16 protein-coding genes and 1 tRNA gene are annotated in these 22008 nt (G+C 55.2%); 7 read left to right on the top strand and 10 right to left on the bottom strand.

What is annotated here, in order from left to right; translation table 11 throughout:
• Positions 1-66: 66 nt before the first annotated feature.
• The gene (locus P8935_RS22280) at positions 67-714 is read left to right on the top strand and encodes an MEDS domain-containing protein (RefSeq protein WP_348262511.1); all 648 of its coding nucleotides are present in this window, start codon (positions 67-69) and stop codon (positions 712-714) included.
• Positions 715-810: 96 nt separating this feature from the next.
• Here the strand turns inward: P8935_RS22280 and rpmA are convergent, their stop codons facing one another.
• The 7 genes from rpmA to P8935_RS22245 form a co-directional block, all read right to left on the bottom strand.
• Entirely contained in the window at positions 811-1071 is a 261-nt protein-coding gene (gene rpmA, locus P8935_RS22275; RefSeq protein ID WP_348262510.1) for a 50S ribosomal protein L27, read from the bottom strand.
• 30 nt (positions 1072-1101) lie between these two features.
• Entirely contained in the window at positions 1102-1428 is a 327-nt protein-coding gene (rplU, locus tag P8935_RS22270; protein WP_348262509.1) for a 50S ribosomal protein L21, read from the bottom strand.
• A 357-nt stretch (positions 1429-1785) separates the two neighbouring features.
• The gene (locus tag P8935_RS22265) at positions 1786-2772 is read right to left on the bottom strand and encodes a hypothetical protein (protein ID WP_348265367.1); all 987 of its coding nucleotides are present in this window, start codon (positions 2770-2772) and stop codon (positions 1786-1788) included.
• The gene (locus P8935_RS22260; protein WP_348262508.1) at positions 2720-4579 is read right to left on the bottom strand and encodes a hypothetical protein; all 1860 of its coding nucleotides are present in this window, start codon (positions 4577-4579) and stop codon (positions 2720-2722) included. The genes P8935_RS22265 and P8935_RS22260 overlap by 53 nt, the downstream gene beginning before the upstream one ends.
• A 105-nt stretch (positions 4580-4684) precedes the next feature.
• Positions 4685-5050 carry a hypothetical protein gene (locus P8935_RS22255; protein WP_348262507.1) on the bottom strand — a complete coding sequence of 122 codons (366 nt, stop codon included), beginning with the start codon at positions 5048-5050 and terminating at the stop codon, positions 4685-4687.
• Positions 5051-5176: 126 nt separating this feature from the next.
• Positions 5177-5815, bottom strand: a complete 639-nt coding sequence (locus P8935_RS22250) for a hemolysin III family protein (RefSeq protein WP_348262506.1) — start codon at positions 5813-5815, stop codon at positions 5177-5179.
• Between the two features lie 103 nt (positions 5816-5918).
• Positions 5919-8672 carry a GH116 family glycosyl hydrolase gene (locus P8935_RS22245; RefSeq protein WP_348262505.1) on the bottom strand — a complete coding sequence of 918 codons (2754 nt, stop codon included), beginning with the start codon at positions 8670-8672 and terminating at the stop codon, positions 5919-5921.
• 210 nt (positions 8673-8882) lie between these two features.
• Between P8935_RS22245 and P8935_RS22240 the strand changes: the two genes are divergently transcribed.
• The 3 genes from P8935_RS22240 (at position 8883) to P8935_RS22230 (ending at position 12328) form a co-directional block, all read left to right on the top strand.
• Complete coding sequence (locus tag P8935_RS22240; protein ID WP_348262504.1) at positions 8883-10148, top strand: hypothetical protein; 1266 nt, start codon at positions 8883-8885, stop codon at positions 10146-10148.
• 69 nt (positions 10149-10217) lie between these two features.
• Positions 10218-12092: a VWA domain-containing protein gene (locus P8935_RS22235; RefSeq protein WP_348262503.1), complete on the top strand. Its 1875-nt coding sequence runs from the start codon at positions 10218-10220 to the stop codon at positions 12090-12092.
• 161 nt (positions 12093-12253) lie between these two features.
• Positions 12254-12328 (top strand) — tRNA-Phe (locus P8935_RS22230).
• 98 nt (positions 12329-12426) lie between these two features.
• Here the strand turns inward: P8935_RS22230 and P8935_RS22225 are convergent.
• Positions 12427-14346 carry a glycoside hydrolase family 15 protein gene (locus P8935_RS22225; protein WP_348262502.1) on the bottom strand — a complete coding sequence of 640 codons (1920 nt, stop codon included), beginning with the start codon at positions 14344-14346 and terminating at the stop codon, positions 12427-12429.
• 150 nt (positions 14347-14496) lie between these two features.
• On the opposite strand from P8935_RS22225, the gene P8935_RS22220 reads away from it, so the two are divergent.
• The gene (locus tag P8935_RS22220) at positions 14497-16362 is read left to right on the top strand and encodes a beta-L-arabinofuranosidase domain-containing protein (protein WP_348262501.1); all 1866 of its coding nucleotides are present in this window, start codon (positions 14497-14499) and stop codon (positions 16360-16362) included.
• A gap of 83 nt (positions 16363-16445) precedes the next feature.
• Here the strand turns inward: P8935_RS22220 and P8935_RS22215 are convergent, their stop codons facing one another.
• Positions 16446-18620, bottom strand: a complete 2175-nt coding sequence (locus P8935_RS22215) for a tetratricopeptide repeat protein (protein ID WP_348262500.1) — start codon at positions 18618-18620, stop codon at positions 16446-16448.
• 224 nt (positions 18621-18844) lie between these two features.
• Between P8935_RS22215 and P8935_RS22210 the strand changes: the two genes are divergently transcribed.
• Positions 18845-19891, top strand: a complete 1047-nt coding sequence (locus tag P8935_RS22210; RefSeq protein WP_348262499.1) for a LacI family DNA-binding transcriptional regulator — start codon at positions 18845-18847, stop codon at positions 19889-19891.
• A gap of 55 nt (positions 19892-19946) precedes the next feature.
• Here P8935_RS22210 and P8935_RS22205 read toward each other — a convergent pair whose 3' ends face one another.
• Positions 19947-20546: a glycosyl hydrolase-related protein gene (locus P8935_RS22205; protein ID WP_348262498.1), complete on the bottom strand. Its 600-nt coding sequence runs from the start codon at positions 20544-20546 to the stop codon at positions 19947-19949.
• Positions 20547-20955: 409 nt separating this feature from the next.
• Here P8935_RS22205 and P8935_RS22200 point away from each other — a divergent pair, with 409 nt between their 5' ends.
• Positions 20956-21990: an ROK family protein gene (locus tag P8935_RS22200; RefSeq protein ID WP_348262497.1), complete on the top strand. Its 1035-nt coding sequence runs from the start codon at positions 20956-20958 to the stop codon at positions 21988-21990.
• Positions 21991-22008: the final 18 nt, after the last annotated feature.

Here is a 22008-nt window from a genome sequence, read left to right as displayed (position 1 = left end):
TTGGCCTCTTCTGCTTTTCCCGCGCCCGTCCGACACTGTTTTTCTTCATTTCTAAATCGGGCTATAATGGGTCGATTCATGGACCCGGCTCCCCGCCATCAATGCCTCATTTATGAAGGGCCCCCGTCGCGGCATCTGTCCGTTCTTGCGGAGGTCGTCCGTCAAAACCTGAACGAAAACAAACGTTGCCTGTATCTCAACAGTGAACCCATGGTTGCGGGAATGCGATCTTATCTCGCAGCGGCGGGCGTCGATGTGGTGCACGAGACCGCAAACGCGAGGCTGGTGCTTTCTTCGGAGAGACACCATCTAGCCGACGGCAAGCACTTTGACGTTGAGCAAATGCTCGACGCGCTAGACCAGGCTCTTAAACAAGCGCTAAGGGACGGCTATGAGGGGTTGTGGGCCACCGGTGACATGACTTGGGAGCTTGGTCCCGATAGGGATTTCTCCAAACTTCTCGAGTACGAGTGGCGGCTTGAAGAATTCTTCCGCGCAAATCCTCGGATGAGCGGCCTTTGCCAGTATCACGTCGAGACGATGCCACGCCATGTCGCACGGCAAGGACTTCAGACTCACTCGTCGGTCTTTTTGAACCAGACGCTGTCGTTACTCAACCCTGTCTACTGCGGTACTGAATTCGGAGGATCTCGGAAGATTTCAAGCTTGGAGATTGATTCGTTCCTCAATCGGGTCCTGCAGCAACCCACATAGCGCAAATCGAACATCGTGGCGTGTTTCCGAAAGGAATCGCAGAATAGTAAAGGCCGCGGCGAACCGCGACCTTTGTGCTCCGCTAGCAAACGATGACTACTCGGTTGCCGGCTCGACCGATGCGAAGCGTCCACGGTTGCCGTGGTCTGAAAACTTCACGCGGCCTGTGACCTTGGCAAAGAGCGTGTCATCGGAACCGATGCCAACATTTGTGCCGGGCTTGATCTTGGTGCCACGCTGGCGCATGATGATTGACCCGCCGGTGACGAGTTGCCCGCCAAAAGCCTTCACGCCAAGCCTCTGCGCATTTGAATCGCGTCCATTTGTGGAGCTGCCTCCACCCTTTTTATGTGCCATTGCCTGATCCCCTTTTCAATCTTGATCCGCTTACTTCTCAGCGGTATAGGTCACGCCGTCAGCTTCGATCGCCTTGATGCGTACCTCGGTAAAGTTTTGACGGTGTCCCTGCATCTTCTTGTACTGCTTCTTCCGCTTCAGGTGGAAGACCAGAATTTTGGCTGCACGGCCTTCGCCGACTACTTCAGCCGTTACCTTGGCGCTGGAAGGCTTGGTCATGCTACCCGCCTCGCCGCTAAGGCCGAGAACATCGCTGAATTCAAGCGTTTTGTCGTCCGAAGCCACAGACTCAATCTTCAACACATCGCCTGGCGCGACGCGATACTGCTTGCCACCGGTACGAATGACCGCGAACATAAATCCTCCAGAGCGGACACGCACGCTGAATGCGAGTGTGTGCTCCCAATCTTGAATTGCTCGGGCGGAAACTTCCATGGCCACGGTATGCTCGAGCGCCGAAAAACACTTGGGCGAGCGGTTGGCTCCGCAGCGTCAGGCAGGAATCGCCAAACTAGAGTAGTTTATCGGGTTTGAGAGTTGAGGTCAATGCAGCGTTGCTCCAATCAGAGAAAGGCATGATTGGAGATGGCGTCTCAGCTATCGAATGCCTGGTCTCTGCCGCGAATTGTGCCAATCGTCAGAGCGTCCTCGTCCAAGTCGGCATAAACAGCACATTATGCGCGATTTAAAGAGACAGCCGAGTTAAATCATTGCTTAACGCCAAATCACGGACCAGCGCAAGGGGCTATCTAGAGTACTTTCACCGGCGATCTCAATCATCCCACTCGCCGGATTATGAACAGGAGTGCGTTTTTCATTCACTTCTACGCGAGAGATCTTTCTCGTTGCGGATGCTGGGAGGGTGATTCGAAGCTTCCAGTTTCCTGGGCGGGACGGAGCGTACCAGCCTTCAACTCGATCTTTGGTCATCACGACGCCGACGAGCGGGGAACGAAAACTATAGGAATCGACAGGCATCTCCAAATTCATAGCCATACCCTCGGGTGTGAATTCCATTCCGAGTAGTTTGCTGGCCGAATAGAGAAAGCAAGCATGAGAGTGAAGGTTGAGTACGGGAAAGTCGGTACCGTGAAAGAAAGGCTCGTTGGCTGCTCCTCCCGGGTGTTTGCTGAGTGGAGAGTTGTACGAATCATTTCCAATCCAGACGCCGTACCAGATATCCGGATATGCCTCGGCATGACAGGCGAGGGAATTTCTCTTCCACTCCTCCCAAGCAGTTGCCGGATGGGTGCGAGCTAACGCCCACACGAGGGTCTGATTGAGCGAGGGCCAGATGGCGCCTAACTCCAGTGTGCCAACGTTGGTGCCGCCCACCTTTCTCATGTCGGGACCATCACTCATCTGGGCTGCACCCAAAGGTCCGAGGCGAAGCTGATCGTTGATGGTGTGCAGGAGATCGCTCGTCTGAGTCGGAGTAGTTGCACCCGAGAGAATGGCCCATGGTTGCGGTTCAATCCAGAGTGTTGTATCGCCGAGCCAACCCAATTTCGGGCCGAGCCATGCGCGTTTGAACCACTTGCCGTTCCACTGCGAACGGGTGGCTTCGCGATGGCGATCGGCGTTTGCGCGAACTTCCGTCGCGAGCGATGAATCTGCAGAGGAATAGTCGAGCAATCGCGCATACTCATCAAAGACCCATGCCGCCATCGCAGAATTCAATACGCTTTCGCTTTCTGCGATGCACTCCTTGAAGGCGGACTGAGCCCATGTGTAGATCAGACCGTCGTTCCAATCGTCTACGCATGCGCATGACGCCGTGCTGTCCAACGCCAACATCGTTGACCTGGTGGCGGAAGCAGCGTTCAAGCAAATTACGGATGGTCTCAGAGCGGTTTTCAATTGCCGAAAACCGCGCAGGGATCTTCTCGTTCAGGAAATCGGTATCGCGGGTGGCAAGAACATATTCGCTGACGGCCCACAACAGCCAAAGCGGGAGATCGCTGGCATTGTCTGATGCCATGGGCGCCACGACGCCGTGCCCGACGATTCCGTATGGAAGTGACCCGTCGTCGCGGACTTCCTTCAACGTGTAACGGAGAACGCTTCGAACAATCTCCGGATCGCTGAACAGGAAGGGAAGGGCATGCTGTAGCGGATCGCGGGGCGCGCCCTGAAACCCCATCGTGTATTGATAAAAGCCGTTCTGGTTCAGGATGTGTTCGCCGAAGAAATCGTCGTAGGTCTGGCTGCTCCTGAGGTAGTAGTGGTTCCATGTGGATTCACGCTTTACCCAGGGCTCAGAGGGCACGTCAAAGCGCATGCCTTTCTGTTTCCATGTACGGCTCGAATCGTGCAGGACCGAGGATGCCGATTTCTCATATTTGGCAATGAGTGAATGGACGGCAAAGCCGTCTGGAAGATAACCGTACAGGAAGCGGATGGTTTGACTCTCGTTCGGCTTGAGGTGCACTGTCCGCTGCAGCAGAAGACCGGAATGTGCCCCGCCGGCTTCCAAGTGGTCGTCGAGGGGCTGCTTCAATTCGCTCGGATTTGCGGGGCCGCCGTTACCGAAGAAAGCGGCGGCATTGGAACTGATGCCGCTCGTCGGTCCATCCAGAGAAACTAGAAAAGTCTGGGGGAGATCGAGAACTTCAAAATCTGTGCCAGGCCTTAGATCAGCGACCGGTGCTGTGAACCCGTTAGGGTTGGCGCGGAGCATGGCCTTGGCGCGCTGCCATGCAGCTTCTTCATCCACCGATCGTCCTTCAAAATGCTTGGATTCCAGTAGTCCCTTGTCGTCGATTCTGGAGATGCGATGGCTGAAGCGGCGTCCAAGGTCACGACGCAATTTGGTCTGCGCGCCAAATCCGCTCATCGATTCTATGGCGGAGCGAAAGGAGAATTGAAAGGGCTGGCATCCCCAGTACTCGACCCAACGCACGGTGGCAGGAGTGTCTTTGTGATTGGTGACGGTCGCTTGCGATACGAGAACAGGGTCATCGCCAAATGGTGCGGCTATCACCTGGTCAAGTGAATAGCTTTTACCCCGGATCCGCTTGCGGTAGTAACCAATGCCGAAGATCCGTTCGAATGAGGAGTTCGAGCCATCGTAGTAGGTGGTGAGGGTCTCATCGCCATCGGTCAAATATCCAAGCCCGCCGCCGAATTGGCTCATTTCGGGATCAATGTCGTTGAGGAGTTTAGGACAGCCCTCATCCTGGCGAACGCGTACATGTCCGAAGTTCGATGCGAGAGCAGTAATACGATCGTTTCCCACCTGGTGGATATGCTCAGTTGGACTCAGAAGGCCAGGCTGAAGCTGCGTTACTGCGCGACTGTCCGTAGTTTGATTGCAGGTATATTGGAACGCGGGCAGAGCGAACTCATCTTCGATCCATTCCCCAAAATTGCTTGAACCGTAAGGGTGCCTGAAGTCATCCCCAGATGTGGCGGAGTGAGCAACCTGGCAGATTCCGGCTGACTCAAGCTTTCCTGCAAGAGCTACGCCTAGAGTTCCCCGCAAGAATTCCCTGCGCGTTGGTGACATCCAACGCCTCCTTTACAGACAGAATGGCCGACACGCGATTGTAGTCTGTGTCGGCCGTGGTCTGAGAAGCCTGTCGCTTTTGCAGTGGTATGGATGTTGATCGGCTTAGAAAGATCGCTGCGCGGAAAGGCCTCTGAAGCGGAAGTTTGCTTTTACGCGACGTTCGAACGGATCGCCATCGGATTCGGGCAGGGGCGCGGGAACATTAAGAAATGAAAACCGGTGCTCCGTCTCGGCAGTGGGTTCTGGTGTCTCCAATGACATCTCGTGTGAGGTTTGCGGAGCGTGCATCTCGACGATGGATGAACTCGTGGGCGCGTCGCTCTGTGCCGAAGAGAAGATTGGCTGCAGCGCCAAAACGAGGTTCTCAACGTGCTTTTTGCGGTTGCTCAGCTGCTCAAACGTCTCGGAGATGACGGTCAGGTCTTCGAGAGCTTTCTGGTAGGCGTTGCGATAGGGATCTGGTGTCATGCTCGTTCACTCCACGCGAAGTGTAGCATCGGCAGTTTTGAAAAAATCGAAAGTCCAATGCACGATCCCACCCAAAAGTAATGGGTCATGTTCCATTATGGAACGGTGCTGTAAATTGGGCGGATTTCAGGCCGAGGGAACGATGTAGAACAGGATGGCAAAATAATGGGCGATGCTGCCAGCGAGCACAAACAGATGCCACGCGGCGTGGAAGTAAGGGATGCGATCCAAGGCGAAGAAGACGATGCCCAAGGTATAAGCCACGCCACCGGCGCCAAGCCAGAGCAGGCCGTGTGGACTGATGGCATGCATCAACGGGCGCGCCGCGAAGATGACAATCCATCCCTGGAATAGGTAGACGACAGCGGAAGCCACTTCGAATCGTCCTACTGCAAAGCTTTTGAAGATGATGCCGGCAATGGCCAGTGTCCAGACGATCGCAAAGAGAGTCCAACCTACCGGCCCGCGAAGCGAAACCAACGTGAAAGGTGTATAAGTTCCTGCGATGAGCAGATAGATAGCAGAGTGATCGAGTACATGAAGGACGTGACGCGCGCGGGTGCGAACCAGAGAGTGATAGAGAGTGGAGCAGAGATAGACGAGCACGAGCGTAGACGCAAAGATCGAACAGCTCGTTACGATCCAGACGGAGCCGCGGGTGCTGACGACTATAAGATAGATTGCCCCCACAAGCGCAAGCGCAGCGCCTACTCCATGCGTGATGGAGTTAGCGAGAATGTCGCCGAGGCGATAGTGGGTGTGCACATGGAGATGATAGTCGGCAGCGGCGCGAAGAAGATGTGAGCATCATTGCAAGGCTGAGAAATGAAACATTGACGATGCGGCGCGATGCTTACAGAAGTGAATCCTAGAGTGATCTGGTCGCGGGAACGCCGACACGGGCGGCGACCTTCCAGTCCAGTGATCGAGCGCCTTCTGCATCGGCGAGCTGGAGTTTTTCTATGAGCAGTTCGCCTTCGATCACGTTCACAGTGATCACGTGGCCATCGAGCGCAATGGTGCCATACCCAGTAGCGGTGGAGAAAAAGCTTACAAACGGATGCACCTTGAGCTTTGGACCAAAGTGTAAAGTCTTGTCGACGGCAGAGTAGCGGAAGCCGGAGAGTGCGCCTACCAATGCAAAGCTCGACATTGCCCGGGCGTACCAGTTGCCGCACTCATATTCGTTCCATGGATTGCGGGTGCGTCCGTCGTAGCGATTACGCACTGCCTTTACGATGGTGAGGCCATCGTCGACGAACCCTTCGTGAATCAGGTGAGAGGCGACTTGGTATTCGATGCCAGTCCATACCTCGTCGGAGTAGACGAAGGGCAATGTCGGCTTTTCGCCGCGAGGCCAGCTACACAACAACAGCCCGGGTTCGTGGCCCATCGCATAGCCGGGGCGCTGAGCGTTGGCGTGCTGACTGAGATCAGTCTTAAAGTTGTTGCGGAAAATGGCTTGCAACGTGGAGCGAACGTTCTTCTGCGAGAGCGGCGTATCGATGCCATAGATGCCGGCCATCCACGCACCAATCACGCCATCGGAAAGACAGCCGGAGCCGTATTGATATTTCGGTCCTTCGCGCTTGAGCAGCTGCTGCATTTCGCTACTCTTCTCATCCACCTGGGCAATCGATTGCGCGAACGATCTGTCGTGGAGATTCTGGAAATCGACCTTCTGCTGGTAGTAGTCGTTGTTGAAGAGATTTTCATCCAGGAACTTCGCAGAGCGCTGGGCAAGATCACCGTAGAGCTTGGCATCCGCGGATTCACCGAGGGTGGTTGCCATGTTAGCCATGGCGCAGAGAGCACCAAGATAGATTGTGGTGCACATGCCATCGGGTCCCCAGAACTCGATGTCATATGTATTGTGGTGCGGCTCGAAGAGCGCGCCGCGATGGTCGGGGTCCCAAGTGGCGATTCCATAATCCAAAGACCGCTTGGCGAGCGGGTACATTCGCTTCAGCCATGCGGGATCGCCGGAAATCTGCCAGTCCCGGAAAACCTTCATGATGCCACCAAGTTGGCCATCGGCAGCGGCGTGACCGGTGTGATCGACTGGACCATCGGGAATAGCTCCACGAAAGTTGATGTGGCCGCGTTCGTCCATGGACCGAACGAGTTCAAGGTCGCGAAGGGTTCGCTCAAGCTGAGGGTAGAGATGCGGGAGTGCCTGCGCGTAATTCCACACGTGGGTGCACGAGCCGTGGCAGCAGCCGGCATCAGGAAAGCAACCTTCCCATCCCCAGATGTTGCCGCTTGCCTCGCGCAGGATGGTTGGCGCTTTCAAAATCGCTAGATTCGCGGAGATGGCATCAAGCGCGTACGGCGGAAACGTGGAATTGAAGATTGCGTTCTTGAACTGGATGGTACGAGTGCGGAGACTGGGGTAGTTTTGTTCCACGTAGGCGGCAACGTCGCGAGCGTCCTTCCACAGCGTGGAATAGTAAGGATGCCAGGGCGGAGGAGCATCGGCGGGAACTGTACGACAGCCAGGCTGGCCTTCAATGCCCGCTGAAGTTTGAGCGGTTGCGACTCCGCCCTCGCTTAGATAGCAGTTGGGGAAGTGCCAGGTAATAAGGATGGGAAATGTGTGCGATTCACCCGGGCCGAGATGGCCCTCCAACAAGATAGAAGCACCGTTGCGGCCCGCATTGTCGGTAGTGTTTGATCCTTCATTGGTGGTGAAGTTCCCGGAGGAAACCTCTCGCCATAGAGCGGAAAGGGAATCGAATTCCCAGCCCGGGCTGCGCAGCCACATAGCCTTTATCTTGGGTTTTGCGCCGATGGTGGTCAGGGTGGCACTGCCGTAGGCCTCTGCGTTGGGCGATTCTCGATTGAAAAGAAAAGCACCCTTGCCTGGTATCACGCTATTGGCACTGGCGGCCTGGTCGGGGCGACAGCCAGGCGCTAGATGCGAAAGATGGTAGGAAAACTCATAGTCGACTGCACGTGACGCCGTGTTGCGAAACGTGTACTCAAGGATGGCGCAAGGGATGCCGGAGTTCTTGTCGTCGAGTGGAATGAAGGGGTTCCAGGCTACGAGAGATATGTCGAGCGGAATAGCCTGATCGGCAAACCGAGCCTCCGCGAAAGGGAACTCACCGCGAAAGTTGCACTTCTCAAAGCGCGGAAACCCTTCGGATCCGCCGCGGCGCAATCCCTGCCCCTGCAATCCCTGGTCAAAAATTTTGAAAGGAGGGAACGGCCCTTCAATGAGCTTGGTGACAGGAGTTGCACCCTTTACATGAAGAATGGCGAAGGCGGCTTCACCGGAATTCGAGGTGAATCCTGCCGGGAGTGCAGTGGTTTCTGGACGGGTTCGAATACAGAAGTCCTGCAAGCCGCCAGAGCCATTGACGCAGACGCATCCGGCGCCGAGACCCCCAATAGGCATGGCAACTTGGGTTGCTCTATCTCCGTTGAAAGTCCTTTGGGAACCTGGCTGAGCTAGGTCCGCAGGGGAGAACGGCAGCAATTCGCCATCTAACGCCGCAAATGCTGGGGCTGCGTTTGGCCGCGAGGCAGCATCGGAAGTGTTAGCAGGGACCGCGGCGGCGATGGCCGCAGTTGAACCCGCAACGAGGAATTCGCGGCGAGTTGGCTTTTTCAGAGACATAAAAACTTTGTCGCTAAAGCTATGGAAAGGTTAACACCGGCGAGGGCAACGCACGACTGCATGAAGATTCTGAGACATTTGCGGAGGATAATTGCGCTAGAATCGGGGGCTAACGTTGGTTCCCGCAAATGGAGGAGCTAACGATCTTCGGCGCAAGTTCTCAGGTTGGACCATTAAGGATCGCGCGGGTCAGCGGAAGGGTCTCTTTTGATGAGATTGCTGTTACTCATCGGGATTTCGTCGGCACTCGTTTTACCAGCGAGCGCCAGCGAAAAAATGACTGTGAGTCAACTTGAGGGGATTCTCGCGCAGCATGCGGCTCATCTACCGCAAACCGCGAAGATGGTAAAACAAGGCGCACCCGAAGAGATCGGGGAGATCAGTGATGGCGATCTGTTGCAGCAACTCGATCAGGACGACGAGCTTTTACCCAAGGTTGCGGGAATCGAACTGACGGAGCGTCTAAGCACGCTCACTATGTACCGATTTGTTGGGAAATACAATCTCGGCGCACACGTGCAACAGGCACTCGAACAGCTGGCGGATCGCTCCGCCTTATTGAGGCTGCCAGCGGCCGAACAGATCCTTCGCCCGCCGCCGGATGCAGCAGCGCAACAGAAGATGCTCCAGGAGTCGCGTTCGTACGTGCTGCGCGAGTTATCACACTTGCCGAATTTCATGGCAACGCAAACGACAACTCGATTCGACGATTCCCCGATGGCCATGAAATATTTCCAGGCAACAGCCGATCAAGCCGGGCTTCATCGCGTTGGATCAGAACAGCGAAGGATCACTTTCCGTGATGGACAGGAAGTCACCGACGAGGGAGCCGGGCCGGGGCAGGTAAAAAGAAAAGACAATGGTTTGGAAAGTCGTGGTGAATTCGGAGCCGAAGCGGCCGTGGTGCTGATGGATGTGGAGAAGGGCAGCATCGCATTCGACCACTGGGAGCAATCTATGGCGGGTCCGGCGGCTGCTTTTCGATATTCCGTTCCTCGAGAATTCTCCCACTACGAGGTCACGGATGCGTGCCAGGACCATGTTTCGTTTCACGACTTGCCCGGCTATAGCGGCGAACTGGCATTGGACCCAAAGAGCGGCGCCATTCTGCGGATCACTTTGGCGGCGGAGTCAAAGCCCGGCGATCCGGTAACGCATGTGGCTAGCGTCATCGAATATGGCTTGGTGGTACTCGGCAACCGCCGATCGATCTGCCCATTGCGAAGCCTGACTTTTATGAATGAGGAAGCGAATGGCTGCGCGCATGGGAACCATAAACTTCGGAAGCCGGTGATGATGGTTAACCAAACGATTTTCTCGAATTACCACCGGTTCGGCTCCAATGTCACCATGATCTTTGATGAAGCAGGCAATAGCCATTCTTCGCCGGAAAAGCCTATCGAAAGGCCACCAAGTGGTGGCGAACAATTCAAGCCGGGCAGTCCGGCAGCCAGTGGGCAGATCAAGCAGCCCTAAAACGGATGGTTTTACCGGGACGACAGCATTAGCAAGGTGCTAGTCTTTCCGAGCGTGGGAGGTCCTCGCATGAAGCGTCTAAGGATGGGAATCACCGCATTTGCAGCTATATGTGCCACGGCCTTGTTGGCTCAGAGCAATGACTCGACAAATTCCCTGCCTGAGACCACCTTGAGAGTGAACAGTCGCGCAGTCTTGGTAGACGTGATTGTTACCGATAAAAACGGCAATCCAGTAAAGGGCCTGAAGCAGGGCGACTTCAGAGTGCTGGAAGAGGGCAAGAAGCAGTCGATCGGATATTTCGAAGAACACAATGCCGAGTCGCTGGCTAGCAGCAGACGAAACGGGACTCTCCCGCAGATGCCTCCGAATGAGTTCACCAATTTCTCTCCGCTTCCGATGCCTCCGGCAGTAAATGTCCTGGTGCTGGATGCCTTGAACACTCCGATGGCTGACCAGATGTATCTGAAGAAGGCGGCGGAGCATTACCTGAAGACCCTCAAGCCAGGAACGAGACTCGCTATCTTTACGATGTCGATGCGGTTGAGTTTCATCCAGGGTTTTTCAGACGACCCGGCGCTCTTGGCCGCGGCTCTAGGCTACCGCAAGAATGACAAGTCGGAGCCAGCGGTATTGCTGGAGTCGCAGGAGGAGTCTCACGCGGAGGGCAAGACGCTCGAAATGATGACCGAGATGGAAGCGGCGGGATCGAATCAAGTTGCATTCTCCGTTTCTCCACAGTCAATCGCGGCATTTCAGCAATTTCTGCAGGAGACGCATTACTCCCAGGACAGCGATCGTGAATACAGAACGCTGCAGAATTTGAATCAGCTGGCCGCATTCCTGGGATCGTTTCCAGGCCGCAAGAATGTGATTTGGATGTCAGGCGCATTTCCACTTGAGTTGTTTGGACAGACATCGATGCGTTTTGAAGGCTCGATCGACAAGACAATCAATATGCTCGCGGCAGCTCGAGTGGCAATTTACCCGGTGGATGTGCGGGGCGCGGATGTTCCACGCTATTACCAGGCAGAGAATTTACTTGATCCCACGATCACATCTGCGCCGCAGTTGCTTGGACCTCCTCCGGCTGTTACCGGGGATGCTCCAAGTGCCGGCGAGGGTGGACTTTCTGGCGGACTGCAAAACGAGCGGCAGAAAAAAAATTCAAGTGATTCAACGATGGATATGCTAGCCCAAGAGACAGGCGGCAAAGCTTTCTACAACATGAATGATCTCTCCGAGATTATCGGTAAGGTTACGGACCAAAGCAGCAATTTCTATACAATTTCCTATTCGCCGACAAATTCCAGGATGGACGGCAGCTACCGAAAAATTGAACTGAAGGTTGGAGATAACGAGCATTACAAGTTGTCGTATCGACAAGGCTACATCGCGCGCGACGACGCGTTGCCGGGGGCTGCGCAGGGGAGACAGGAACAGGCCGCGGAGAGCGCCTCGCAAAACCCGACGCGACTTGATCCCCTTGAGCCTTTCATGGTCTTCGGAATGCCCGAGTCAGAGCAAATCCTCTACAAGACACTGGTGCAACAGATGAATGCAAAGGCTACAGGGACCGCCGCCGCCAAGCCCTCTCTGAACGGACCCCTAGATCGTTATTCTGTCGATTTCGCTCTCGACTTGGATGATTTGCATTTGAAACTGGGCCAGGACGGAGTGCATACGGGCAGGTTGAACCTGTCGATGATCGTTTATGACAAGTACGGTCGAGCCGCAAGCCGTGAAGATCATCTGGTGAACCTCGCGATTAAGCCAGACGCCTATGCTGCCTTCCAGAAGACTGGATTGCAAATGCACGGTCAGATCGCCGCGCCGAAGGGGCAATACTGGCTTCGCACCGGCGTCTACGATGAAGCTTCGCACAAAGTTGGGACGCTGGAAATTCCTCTGAACGCAGTCAAACGAAGCGTGGCGAGCAAATAGAGGTTTGGCCATCATGCCACTAAACCCGCCGGAGGGTTTGGCGCGGTCGATTGCGAATTGATATACTACCCAAGTCGTTGCAACAGACTGTCCGTGGAACCGCCCACTTATCCGGCAAAACCGGATTCCGCACAGCAGATGCAACCGAAAGTCTGCACTGAGGCCAGGTAGCTCAGTGGTAGAGCGCGGCCCTGAAAAGGCCGGCGTCGGCGGTTCAATCCCGTCCCTGGCCACCACTAAATTGAACAATCCAATATTCATGCTGTCGCCTATCCCCACCTGAGCGGGAGAAGCCTGATGGTGAGCCAACTGTCGCAATTCCAGGTGATTGCACTCAGCGCCGCAAAGGCTCGCGGTCGAGTAGATCGAGGATGAAAATCCCTGCACCATAGCCAACCATGGGTCTTGCGCCGGTCGGATTTCCGATTTTCCCAGGGAATAATTTGCAAGGGACTGACACATACATTTCAGGAATGATGTTGTGATCAGCAGCGGCCTTTGAAACGATGCGCGCGATGATCGCATCTGCGTCTGCGATACGTCCCAAACCTCGGTAGACTTCGGCCAAGCTGATATCGACAAACAGGAATTCCTGGCGTTCATACCAGTACTCAAAAATGGCGGGGTCGGTGTAAGTGCTTCGAACGCGGCGGTACCCTCCGGAGGCGACTTTAAGAAGTTCCATCCTGTCCACCGTATTTCGCACCAGCGCAGGATCCATGACGACGCCGAAATGGATGATCGGCAGAAGGGCGCCGTCGATGTCGTTTTTTATTCCTTCTTCCAGAGTCCCGTGAAGCTCTCCATCGCGAATGAATGCAGCGTCGAAACCCTTTTCGAGTAAGTTCAGATGTTTGATAACATCGGCCCGAGTGGATTCATCTCCGGCATGTTGTGCAATCTCACTAAAGTTCTGCAGGCCAACGATGGCGGCCGCAGTCGAAAAGGCAAAATGTTTTTTGTCTTTCTGTCGCTCTTCCCAGATGGAAGTATCCGCGGCCACAATCTGTCCATCCTTATAGGTCTCGAGGTTCGCGAGTAGCGGTTTGACGATGTAATCTCTCGCACTTTCATAAAGGGGACCGCGATAGGTGGGTGTGCGGAGTAGGTTCGGATCGTCATATTTTTTGAGGTATTGACCGAGCACCCACAAGGCTTCGCCCCAGTCGTCGAATTCGATATTGTTGCTGCCTTCTTCGGTAAAAAATGGCTCTTCGGAACCGTTGCCGAAATACCTAACTACAGAGATCTGGTAATCAGTATTGGCAGTTTGAGCGCGCATTTTTCCAGTAGGCTGCGCGTTGAAATAAGCAAGCAGTGCGGCACGCGCTTCATCGCGATGTCCCATCCGCGCGAGTGCCACGGCTGCCCAAGCCATATCTCGCACCCATGGCGTGAACCAGACGCCGTCGGGCAGACTCGCGACAATGAGGCCGTTGCTGTTTCGTCCAGCGCGATTCTGTTCACGGCTCTGCGCCATGCGAAGCATTACCTCGCTTTGGCGCCAAAGATGCCGTTCGTTCTCGCTCTTGAATTGGACAGACGGCACAGCCCGCCATTGGTCGAGTTGCTCAACTTCGCGCTTTGCCAGCTGGCGAGGCGAGAGGCCGGATCGCCAGCCTTCGAATTCGCGGATGGTCCCGGCAAGGTCGTTTTCGCTGTCGACGGCAACCAAGGCCCATGCTGAATTGGTGGCAAGCAAATTTTGACTCGCGGGATGAGTTTGTGGAGTACCGAGTGGAATGAGAAGCAGGGCTTCGTCTATTCCCTCAAATTTCAGCAATTGAACTTGGTAGTCGACTGTCGGTACAGTTGTCCGCGACTTGATTGCATGGCTCCATTCGGCAGATAGGTTCTTAGCCAAGGAGTCCTCGGATCGAGACTGCCAGCTAACGATGAGCGCTGGACGTGGGAAGCCGAAGGGCATGAAGAAGAACCCTTCCCCAGCGCTGTTGCGGACGTGGATGACGTGCGAATCATCTTCGTATTCCGCCCTGCTGGCATGCAGGGCCGAATCGCCCCAGCCCAGGCTTTTTAGAAAATTGCCAGTCTCGATTCCTTCGCTGAGCGAGTTCTGTGGATCGGGCCTGACGAAGCTGTAAGGATGCACGTAAAACTTGGTGACACTAGCGGTCTGCGGAGACACGACCGCAAAACCAAAGCCGTTTCCTGTTACCAGGTTTGTGGCAAACGCGGGCCGATCAAGCAGAAGGCCGAAACAAAGAACAGCGGTAAGAAATCGTAAAGCGTTCATGACTGGGTCATTCTCATCTCCTCCACCCGAATTCCGCAACCCGCATTACATTGTCCATGAGCCACGTGCAGAACGAGCAGACATGGCATGACAAGCTTGCGGGAAGCGATGCATTATGGAGATTGCATCACGACCAGGCGGTGGCATTCCATGAGCAGAAGATTGAAGACAGACACATCGCGCAGGCAATTTATCCAGACCGGGTCGATGGCTGTGACAGCTTTCGCAGCGGCCCGGATCAACATGCGCACTGCCTGGGGCAGTGATTTGCCGGTGAGTTCTGCGCTTGCTGAGTTTAGCTATGGCGACGTGTCGATAGCCAGCGAAGCGCACGAATCACAACTGATGAATACGCATTCGGTACTGATGGCGCTCAGCGAGGATAGCCTGCTGAAACCGTTCCGGCAGATGTCAGGTATGGCGGCGCCAGGGGAAGATCTGGGCGGTTGGTACACCTACGATCCCGACTACGACTATCGCAGTTCGTTCGACACGGGCTTTGCTCCGGGATGCACATTTGGGCAGTGGGTGTCGGCACTCGCGCGGATGTACGCGATTACCGGCGAAGCGGAGACACGCGAAAAAGTATTGAGGCTGAACCGCCTTTATGCTGAGACAATCTCGGCAGACTTCTACGTGAAGAATCGATTTCCCGCATATACCTATGACAAACTGCTCCTCGGTCTGATCGATTCGCATACGTATGTGAAAGATCCGCAGGCTCTCGCAATTCTGGAGCACACGACGGACACAGCGCTGCCGCATCTGCCGGGTCATGCGGTGGAACACGGTCATCCGTGGCGGGCAGACAAGGATCCGCATGATGACTCGTGGACCTGGGACGAATCGTACACGATGCCGGAGAATCTTTTTCTTGCGTCGCAGCGAGGAGCAGGGCGACGCTATTACGATCTCGGCCTGCAATATCTTGACGACGGTCCGTGGTTCGATCCGTTGTCGCGCAATGAAAATGTGTTGAACGGTCGACACGCGTACAGCCATGTGAATTCGTTGAGTTCGGCAATGATGGCGTACCTGGTTGCTGGGAGTGAAAAGCACTTGCGCGCAGCTCGCAATGCCTTCGCGATGCTGGAGGAGCAGAGCTTTGCGACGGGAGGGTGGGGACCGGATGAGACCCTTCGCGCTCCTGGAAGCAACGACGTGTACGACAGCCTGACGAACACGCATCACAGCTTTGAGACCCCCTGCGGATCTTATGCGCATTTCAAGCTCGCGCGTTATCTGCTGCGCGTAACACGCGATTCGCTCTATGGCGACAGCATGGAGCGCATGATGTACAACACGGTGCTGGGCGCGCTGCCACTGGAGGAAAACGGTAAGAATTTTTACTATGCCGATTACAACTTCAATGGCAAGCGAGTGTACAAGGAGGCGCGCTGGGCGTGCTGCTCAGGTACGCTTCCACAGGTGGCGGCAGATTATCGAATCAATAGTTATTTTCGAGGGCCACGCGCGGTTTATGTAAATCTCTACGTCCCCTCGACGCTTCGATGGAACGAGAATGGGGCGACGCTTTCCTTGAACCAAGAGGGCGAGTATCCGTACGAAGAACGCATTGTTTTCACGATGACAAGTTCACAGCCAACGGAGTTGACGATGCACTTTCGGATTCCGTCATGGGCACAAGGTGCGGAAGTCTTTGTGAATGGGACGCGTCAGAAAGGATTGGCGCAACCCGGATCCTTTGCGGCAATTCACAAAGAATGGAAGTCTGGCGACCGCGTAGAGTTGGAATTTCCCTTGCGGATGAGGTTGGAGAGCATCGACGCAAAGCACGCAGATACGGTTGCTCTGCTGCGCGGCCCCCTGGTCTTAATGGCCGTGAAGGCGGACCAATCGAGTCCGCTGCCGAAGGTCACGCGAGAACAGCTTCTAGCAGCACGGCGCGTGAACGAACGCGAATGGCAAGCCGGCGCAGCCAACGGCCCCGTAACGATGCTGCCGTTCACATGGATGGGATCGCGACCTTACACGACCTATTTGAAATTGGGTTGATTTTCAATGGAAACGCGCCGGCTCGAAGCAGGTCAGCATCTTCGGACCCCTTTCCGCGCGATCATCTTCAATGAGCCAATGAATTACGGGTTTGCACTCGTGACGGTCAAGATAAGTTCGGCGCCGGGGGCGAGTTGGACCGTGCGATTGGAACTGCTGATTCTGGCGCTGCACCCCGGACCTCCTTCAGGCTCCAGCTTCACGTTAGGCAGGCGCACCACCATCCCCGGATGCACAGTCTGCGGAGCTCCTCCCGAACCCAGATTGTCGTCGCGGCCTGTTGTGCCGCCGACAGCGTCGCCCATCTGGCGTGGACCTCCGGCTACTTGCGTCGGCAAGGCGTCGTGCAGCATGGCAGCCGTGTCGGGAGGCGCGACCAGAGCAATCAAGCGCAATGGGAATTCTTGTTTCTGATGTCCGGTGCAATCAGCGTGATCGAAGACCAATGCCAACTCAGATGAATTGGGATTCTTCGACGAAGCCGCAGCAGTTACATGACCGTAGAGAATCGTATCCTGCGTCAGGGCGCAACCCGGATAGGACAACCCATAGAGCACCTTCGCAAAGATGGCCTTACCGGGCTTGAGATGCGAGGAATCAAGCAACTCGGTGAGGCGGGCCTCAATCGTCGAATTAGTAGGCCAGTCTCTGTTTTCAAATTGCTGGCATGCAGGAGTGCCGGGTTCATTTGCCGGCGCTGCGGATGCGGTCATGGGCTCCTTCACGCTTGACGGCGAAGCCTCCGCCGTTGTCGATTCGAACTTTACCAGTCCGTCACGATAGTCGATGCGCAAGGTGAGCGAATGCAGTATGTCGAAGCCGAGCATTCCTGCAACATCAAACCCAGCATTGTGATCTATGGCTGAAAGGTCCCACGCGAGTAGATGGCTTTGGCGGGGTAGCGAGAGGTTCGCAAATTGGAAGTCAAAGTTGTCGCGATACACCTGCGCTGGCGGCCCGGAGGCGGTCTGCATCGTATTAGTGAAGTTCCCCTTGGTGCTGGAGACAGAATGCGCGGTCTCCATCGTCATGGCGCTGAAGCGCATCCCGGTGTCGAGCACGAAGAGTTTGCGGGTTTTGTTGTTGAGCATCACGGGGACCAGCAGATATTGACGCCGATGATAGACGGGAATGTAATCTGCGAGTTCCGGTGTCGTCGGACGATCACCCGGCAGCAATCCGGTCTGTGGTGGCAAAGGATCGAGCGCGAGCTTGGCTTCCCGGGCATTAATCGTTATCAAGTACGATGCGAAGATATCGGTGCCGATCATGCCATCGGCTTTTCCCGTAAACGGAACATCACTCACCCCCACCATGCAGTCGCGAAACTCCAGCGGACCGATATGCACACTGTCCGCGTGCACGGTTCCTGCCGGATCATTAGCGCCCTGCTGCAGGCCGTTCGCTTCAGCCAGCGCCCTGGTGATGAAGAGTCCGGAAGCCGCCGTATCCACCTGAAGCCTCGCGACGGTCTTTGGCATTTGCACTTCAAGGCGATAGCCGTCCAGATGCTTGCCGTCCTCCATCGTCCCGATGAGGTGAAGCGTTGCCGACGAGAGAGAAGGCTGCACTTTGCAGGTCTGCGAATTCTCTGACAGTAGCGGCATCATGGAATTCATCGAAGTTTCAGCCTTTTGGCGCGTCTCCACGTCGAGGTCCTTCAGGCTTGGGATCGCTTGCTGGATACCCTCAATCTCATGCGCCGGTGAAATAACCCTCCGCCATGCGTACAGAATGTCTGGATCCTCAGGATCGATTGAGTAGGCGCTCTGGATTTCGGCGCGCTCCGATGCGTACATCGAATCGATGCGCAGGACCCGGCTGCGAATGAGGTGAATGCGGGCATAGCAACGATCCGCGGCTGTAGCGGTTTCGAGCGTTTGCAAGGCCAGCCATGGCTGCCCCTCGCGTAATTGCACCTCAGCTTGCGCGGTCAGAATGGGAGCTGAGCGGGGATCCTCAGCAAGCAACGCGGTCACTCGGTCAGCGGCTTGCGCAATTTTGCCTTCGTGCAGCAGCGTATGCACAAGTGCGGCGGCGATTGATGCGTCATGCGGTAGTTGTACTTCAGCTTGCGTGTACGCCTGTTCCGCGTCAGCATATCGGCCTTCCGAATATGCCGTAAATGCCGGGCTGGCGGCATGAGCGGGTGCTGCCGGACAACTAGTCGTCTGACTTGATAGAGATGAAGACTGAAAGCCGAGAACCGCAGAAATTAAACTGAGTCGGAAGAGGGGAGTTCGAAAGATAGGCCGCATCCAAAGTCTCCGGAACCAATTAAATGCAATGATACTCTCGGCAAAGTAAGGTCGATTGAGGCATACCTTGTGCAGGGTTAATGTCACGACAAGAGTACGGGCAATTAATGTAGAAGGTATACGCGAGTGACTGCAGAGTGACTTAATCCTCGGAGATCGGTTGTACGTCGGAACTCGATTGACATAGACTTTCCGTACCACGCCGATTCTACGGCCCAGGTAAGATGAAAAAAAGAAATACCCCTCCCACTGTCAGCGAAGTAGCTCGCGCAGCAGGCGTTGGAACCACGACCGTTTCTCGCGTCATCAACGGGGGCGATCGTGTGAGCCCGAAGACATTGGCTCACGTGCAGCGCGTCATTGAGGCGATGGGCTACATGCCTAATCAGGCAGCACGTGTCCTCAAGGGCCATCGCACGAAGACCATAGGATTGGTGATCCCGAGCATCGCCGATCCGTTTTTCTCAAGCTGCGCTGAGGCAGTGCAGGCTGTCGCGTTGGCCAATGACTCGCTGCTGATTGTCACTACGTCGCATAACGATCCGCACACTGAAATCGAAAACCTGAACATTTTGATAAGCCATCGAGTTGACGGATTTATCGTGGCCCCTGCGAATTCACAAAGCCAGGTGCTACGCGATCTCCTCAAGCGAGTAGCAGTTCCTGTTGTGGCCATTGATCGTCCGGTTTCCGATTCCTTCGTTGCTTCAGTGGTGACCGATAATTTCAAAGGAGCAAGGTCTGCGACGCAGCATTTGATTGATCATGGGTACAAACGCATCGTGTGTCTTACGGGTGAGAGTACGCTATTTACCATTCAAGAACGGGTGCGCGGTTATCGAGCAGCTGTTGATTCCGCCGGCTTGCCCTCAACTTTAAATACCTCTATCAAGGATTACAGGTCGGCAGAATACGCGATTGAGAGCATGCTTTCCGGTGCAAATCCCCCGGATGCTTTGTTCACCATGAAGAACAGTGCAACGATTTACGCCTTTGAGGTTCTTCAAAAACTGAATATTGCGGTACCTAAGACAGTCGCTTTGCTAGGCTTTGATGATTTCGAGCTGGCCGCCACGGTCCGGCCGTCGATAAGCGTAGTTCAGCAGCCTGTAGAGGAGATCGGCCGCGTTGCAGCCGAGCTTCTGTTCGAACAACTTCTAGGCCCTCGGAGCACCAGGATACCGGGAAAGTCGAAACGACCACGACAGGTGGTACTCGAAACGAGGCTTGTTCAGCGGAGTTCCTGCGGCTGTTCTTCAACCCCCTCTTGAACAGAAGACCGGCATTCGCGTGAAGTCAGAGTGCCGGTCTCTTCAATTCACAGCACTATTGCTGATGCGGATAGTCCACGCGTATCGTTAAAATCTCGTACGGATGAATGGGGGCCGTAACGACGTCATTCGATACTTGGAGTGCTGGTCCTTCGGCTTTCTCCATGAGATTGGTTAGCGTTGCTGCAGAAGAGCCCTTGGGCACATGGATCTGAACATCTCCTGATTTACCCGCCCATTCGTAGAATCGGAAAATCAATCCGTTCTCCTCCTCAGCTTTCTTCAGGGCAGTGAGGACAACGTTCTCAGGTTTCACCGACACATAAGAATATGACGCGGGCAGGCTGCCGGAATGCGGCAGGACTTGGATTGCGGACAGTTGGTAGTTGTATTCGTATCCACGGCGGACGGTTAAGGCTTGCTTCCAATCCCCTGCATGTGGGTACAAGGCAAAAGTGAAATGCTGGTGTCCTCTATCAGCTTCCGGGTCAGGCCACGTCGGCGAGCGTAGCAGTGAGAGGCGCAGCACATTGTCTTTATCGTCATAGCCATATTTGGAGTTATTCAGCAAACTGAAGCCATGCTGACCGTCGCCCAAGTCGGCCCAGCGCAATGCCGGCAATTTTGGAAATTCACTGCCTGAAGCATCTTTCATCTAACTCTCCTCGGCTTTGCGCGTTGGGAAGCCCGGCGACTCGTTCGTGCACTGGCCATCGAAGCAACGCCGCGAATGATATCACGTGAAACATTTGCACGTGGAAACGATACCATGAGCGTGGATGTGGGGCTCCACAAGGGCGTCCGGAAACTCTAGCTCACGTGATGCGCCATTTAAATCAAGCTCCAACTTTCGTTCCTGAAGTACCGAAGACAGTGATCCGGTATTGAGTCCGATATGGCAGCCTCTTGATTTGGTATGGTATCGTTTCCAGTGATAACGGGAGGAGCCGGAGAAAACTGAGGTCGGTTAGCTCTCTCGGATCTTCTCCAACACTTGCCGTGGTCTCAATTTCAGCGTCAGGCGCAAGCGTGGTTCGCATTTTCTGGCTTTTGCGGTGATCGGAATGGCCTTGGGTAACACGCAGTTTCTCACTATCGGCGTCGATCTTGGAGGAACGAGTCTCAGGATCGCGGCTTACGCGCCTGGTACTGGCGTGCTTGATTCAATTTCGCTGCGCACACGCCTCGAAGCCGGACCAATGGCTGTCGTGGACGACATGTGTGCGGTCATTCTGAAGCAAATCAATCAACATTCCGCTTCTCGCGATTTTGCAGGCATCGGTGTCGGCTCACCTGGACCGCTAGAGTTGCCGGCAGGGCGCCTCCATCATCCGCCCAATCTTCCGGGGTGGGATGGTTTTCCGCTGCTAGCTGAAATGGAGAAGCGACTTCAGCGGCCTGTCGCGATCGAGAGCGATGCGAACGCCGCTGTGCTCGCGGAATACGAACTGGGTCTTGGAAAGCAGCTTGGAATCGAATCCATGTGCATGTTGACGCTCGGGACTGGCGTTGGCAATGGGATCATTCTGGATGGAAAGCTTTGGCACGGCGCGACGGGAATGGGCGGCGAAGCAGGACACATGACGATCTATCCCGATGGCGCGCTCTGCGGATGCGGCAATAACGGCTGCCTTGAAGCGTGTGCGTCTGCAACCGCCGTTGTGAACGCTGCCGAGAGACTGATAGCTGCGGGAAAAGCTCCCGGCCTCGCCAGGCTCAAAGAAAAAATGTCGTTAACCGCAGAGAATCTCGCTGATGCTGCGCGGCAGGGCGATGCGGATGCCAAGCGGATCTATGTTGAAACGGGCCGCACGCTGGGAATTAGCCTGGCAGGGTTGATCAACATTTTGAATTTGCCTCTCTACGTTGTCGGAGGTGGAGTAGCTAACTCATGGGACCTGCTGTCGCCGGTGATGTTTGAGGAACTAGAGCGTCGAAGTTATGTCTATTCACTCACAGCGCCGGGTAGAGTTGCTTCAACCGGAATGCCGGGCGGAGGCACCCAGGTATTACCGGCGAAACTCGGTGCTGAGGCGGGATTGCTAGGTGCGTGCATTCTTCCGGTGTATGCGTTGAAGCCCACGTGGGCATCTGCGTAATCTCTTTGCGCAGAAAAC

This window comes from Telmatobacter sp. DSM 110680, from assembly GCF_039994875.1.
GTDB lineage: Bacteria > Acidobacteriota > Terriglobia > Terriglobales > Acidobacteriaceae > Telmatobacter.
This window is presented reverse-complemented; position numbering and strand designations above follow the sequence as displayed.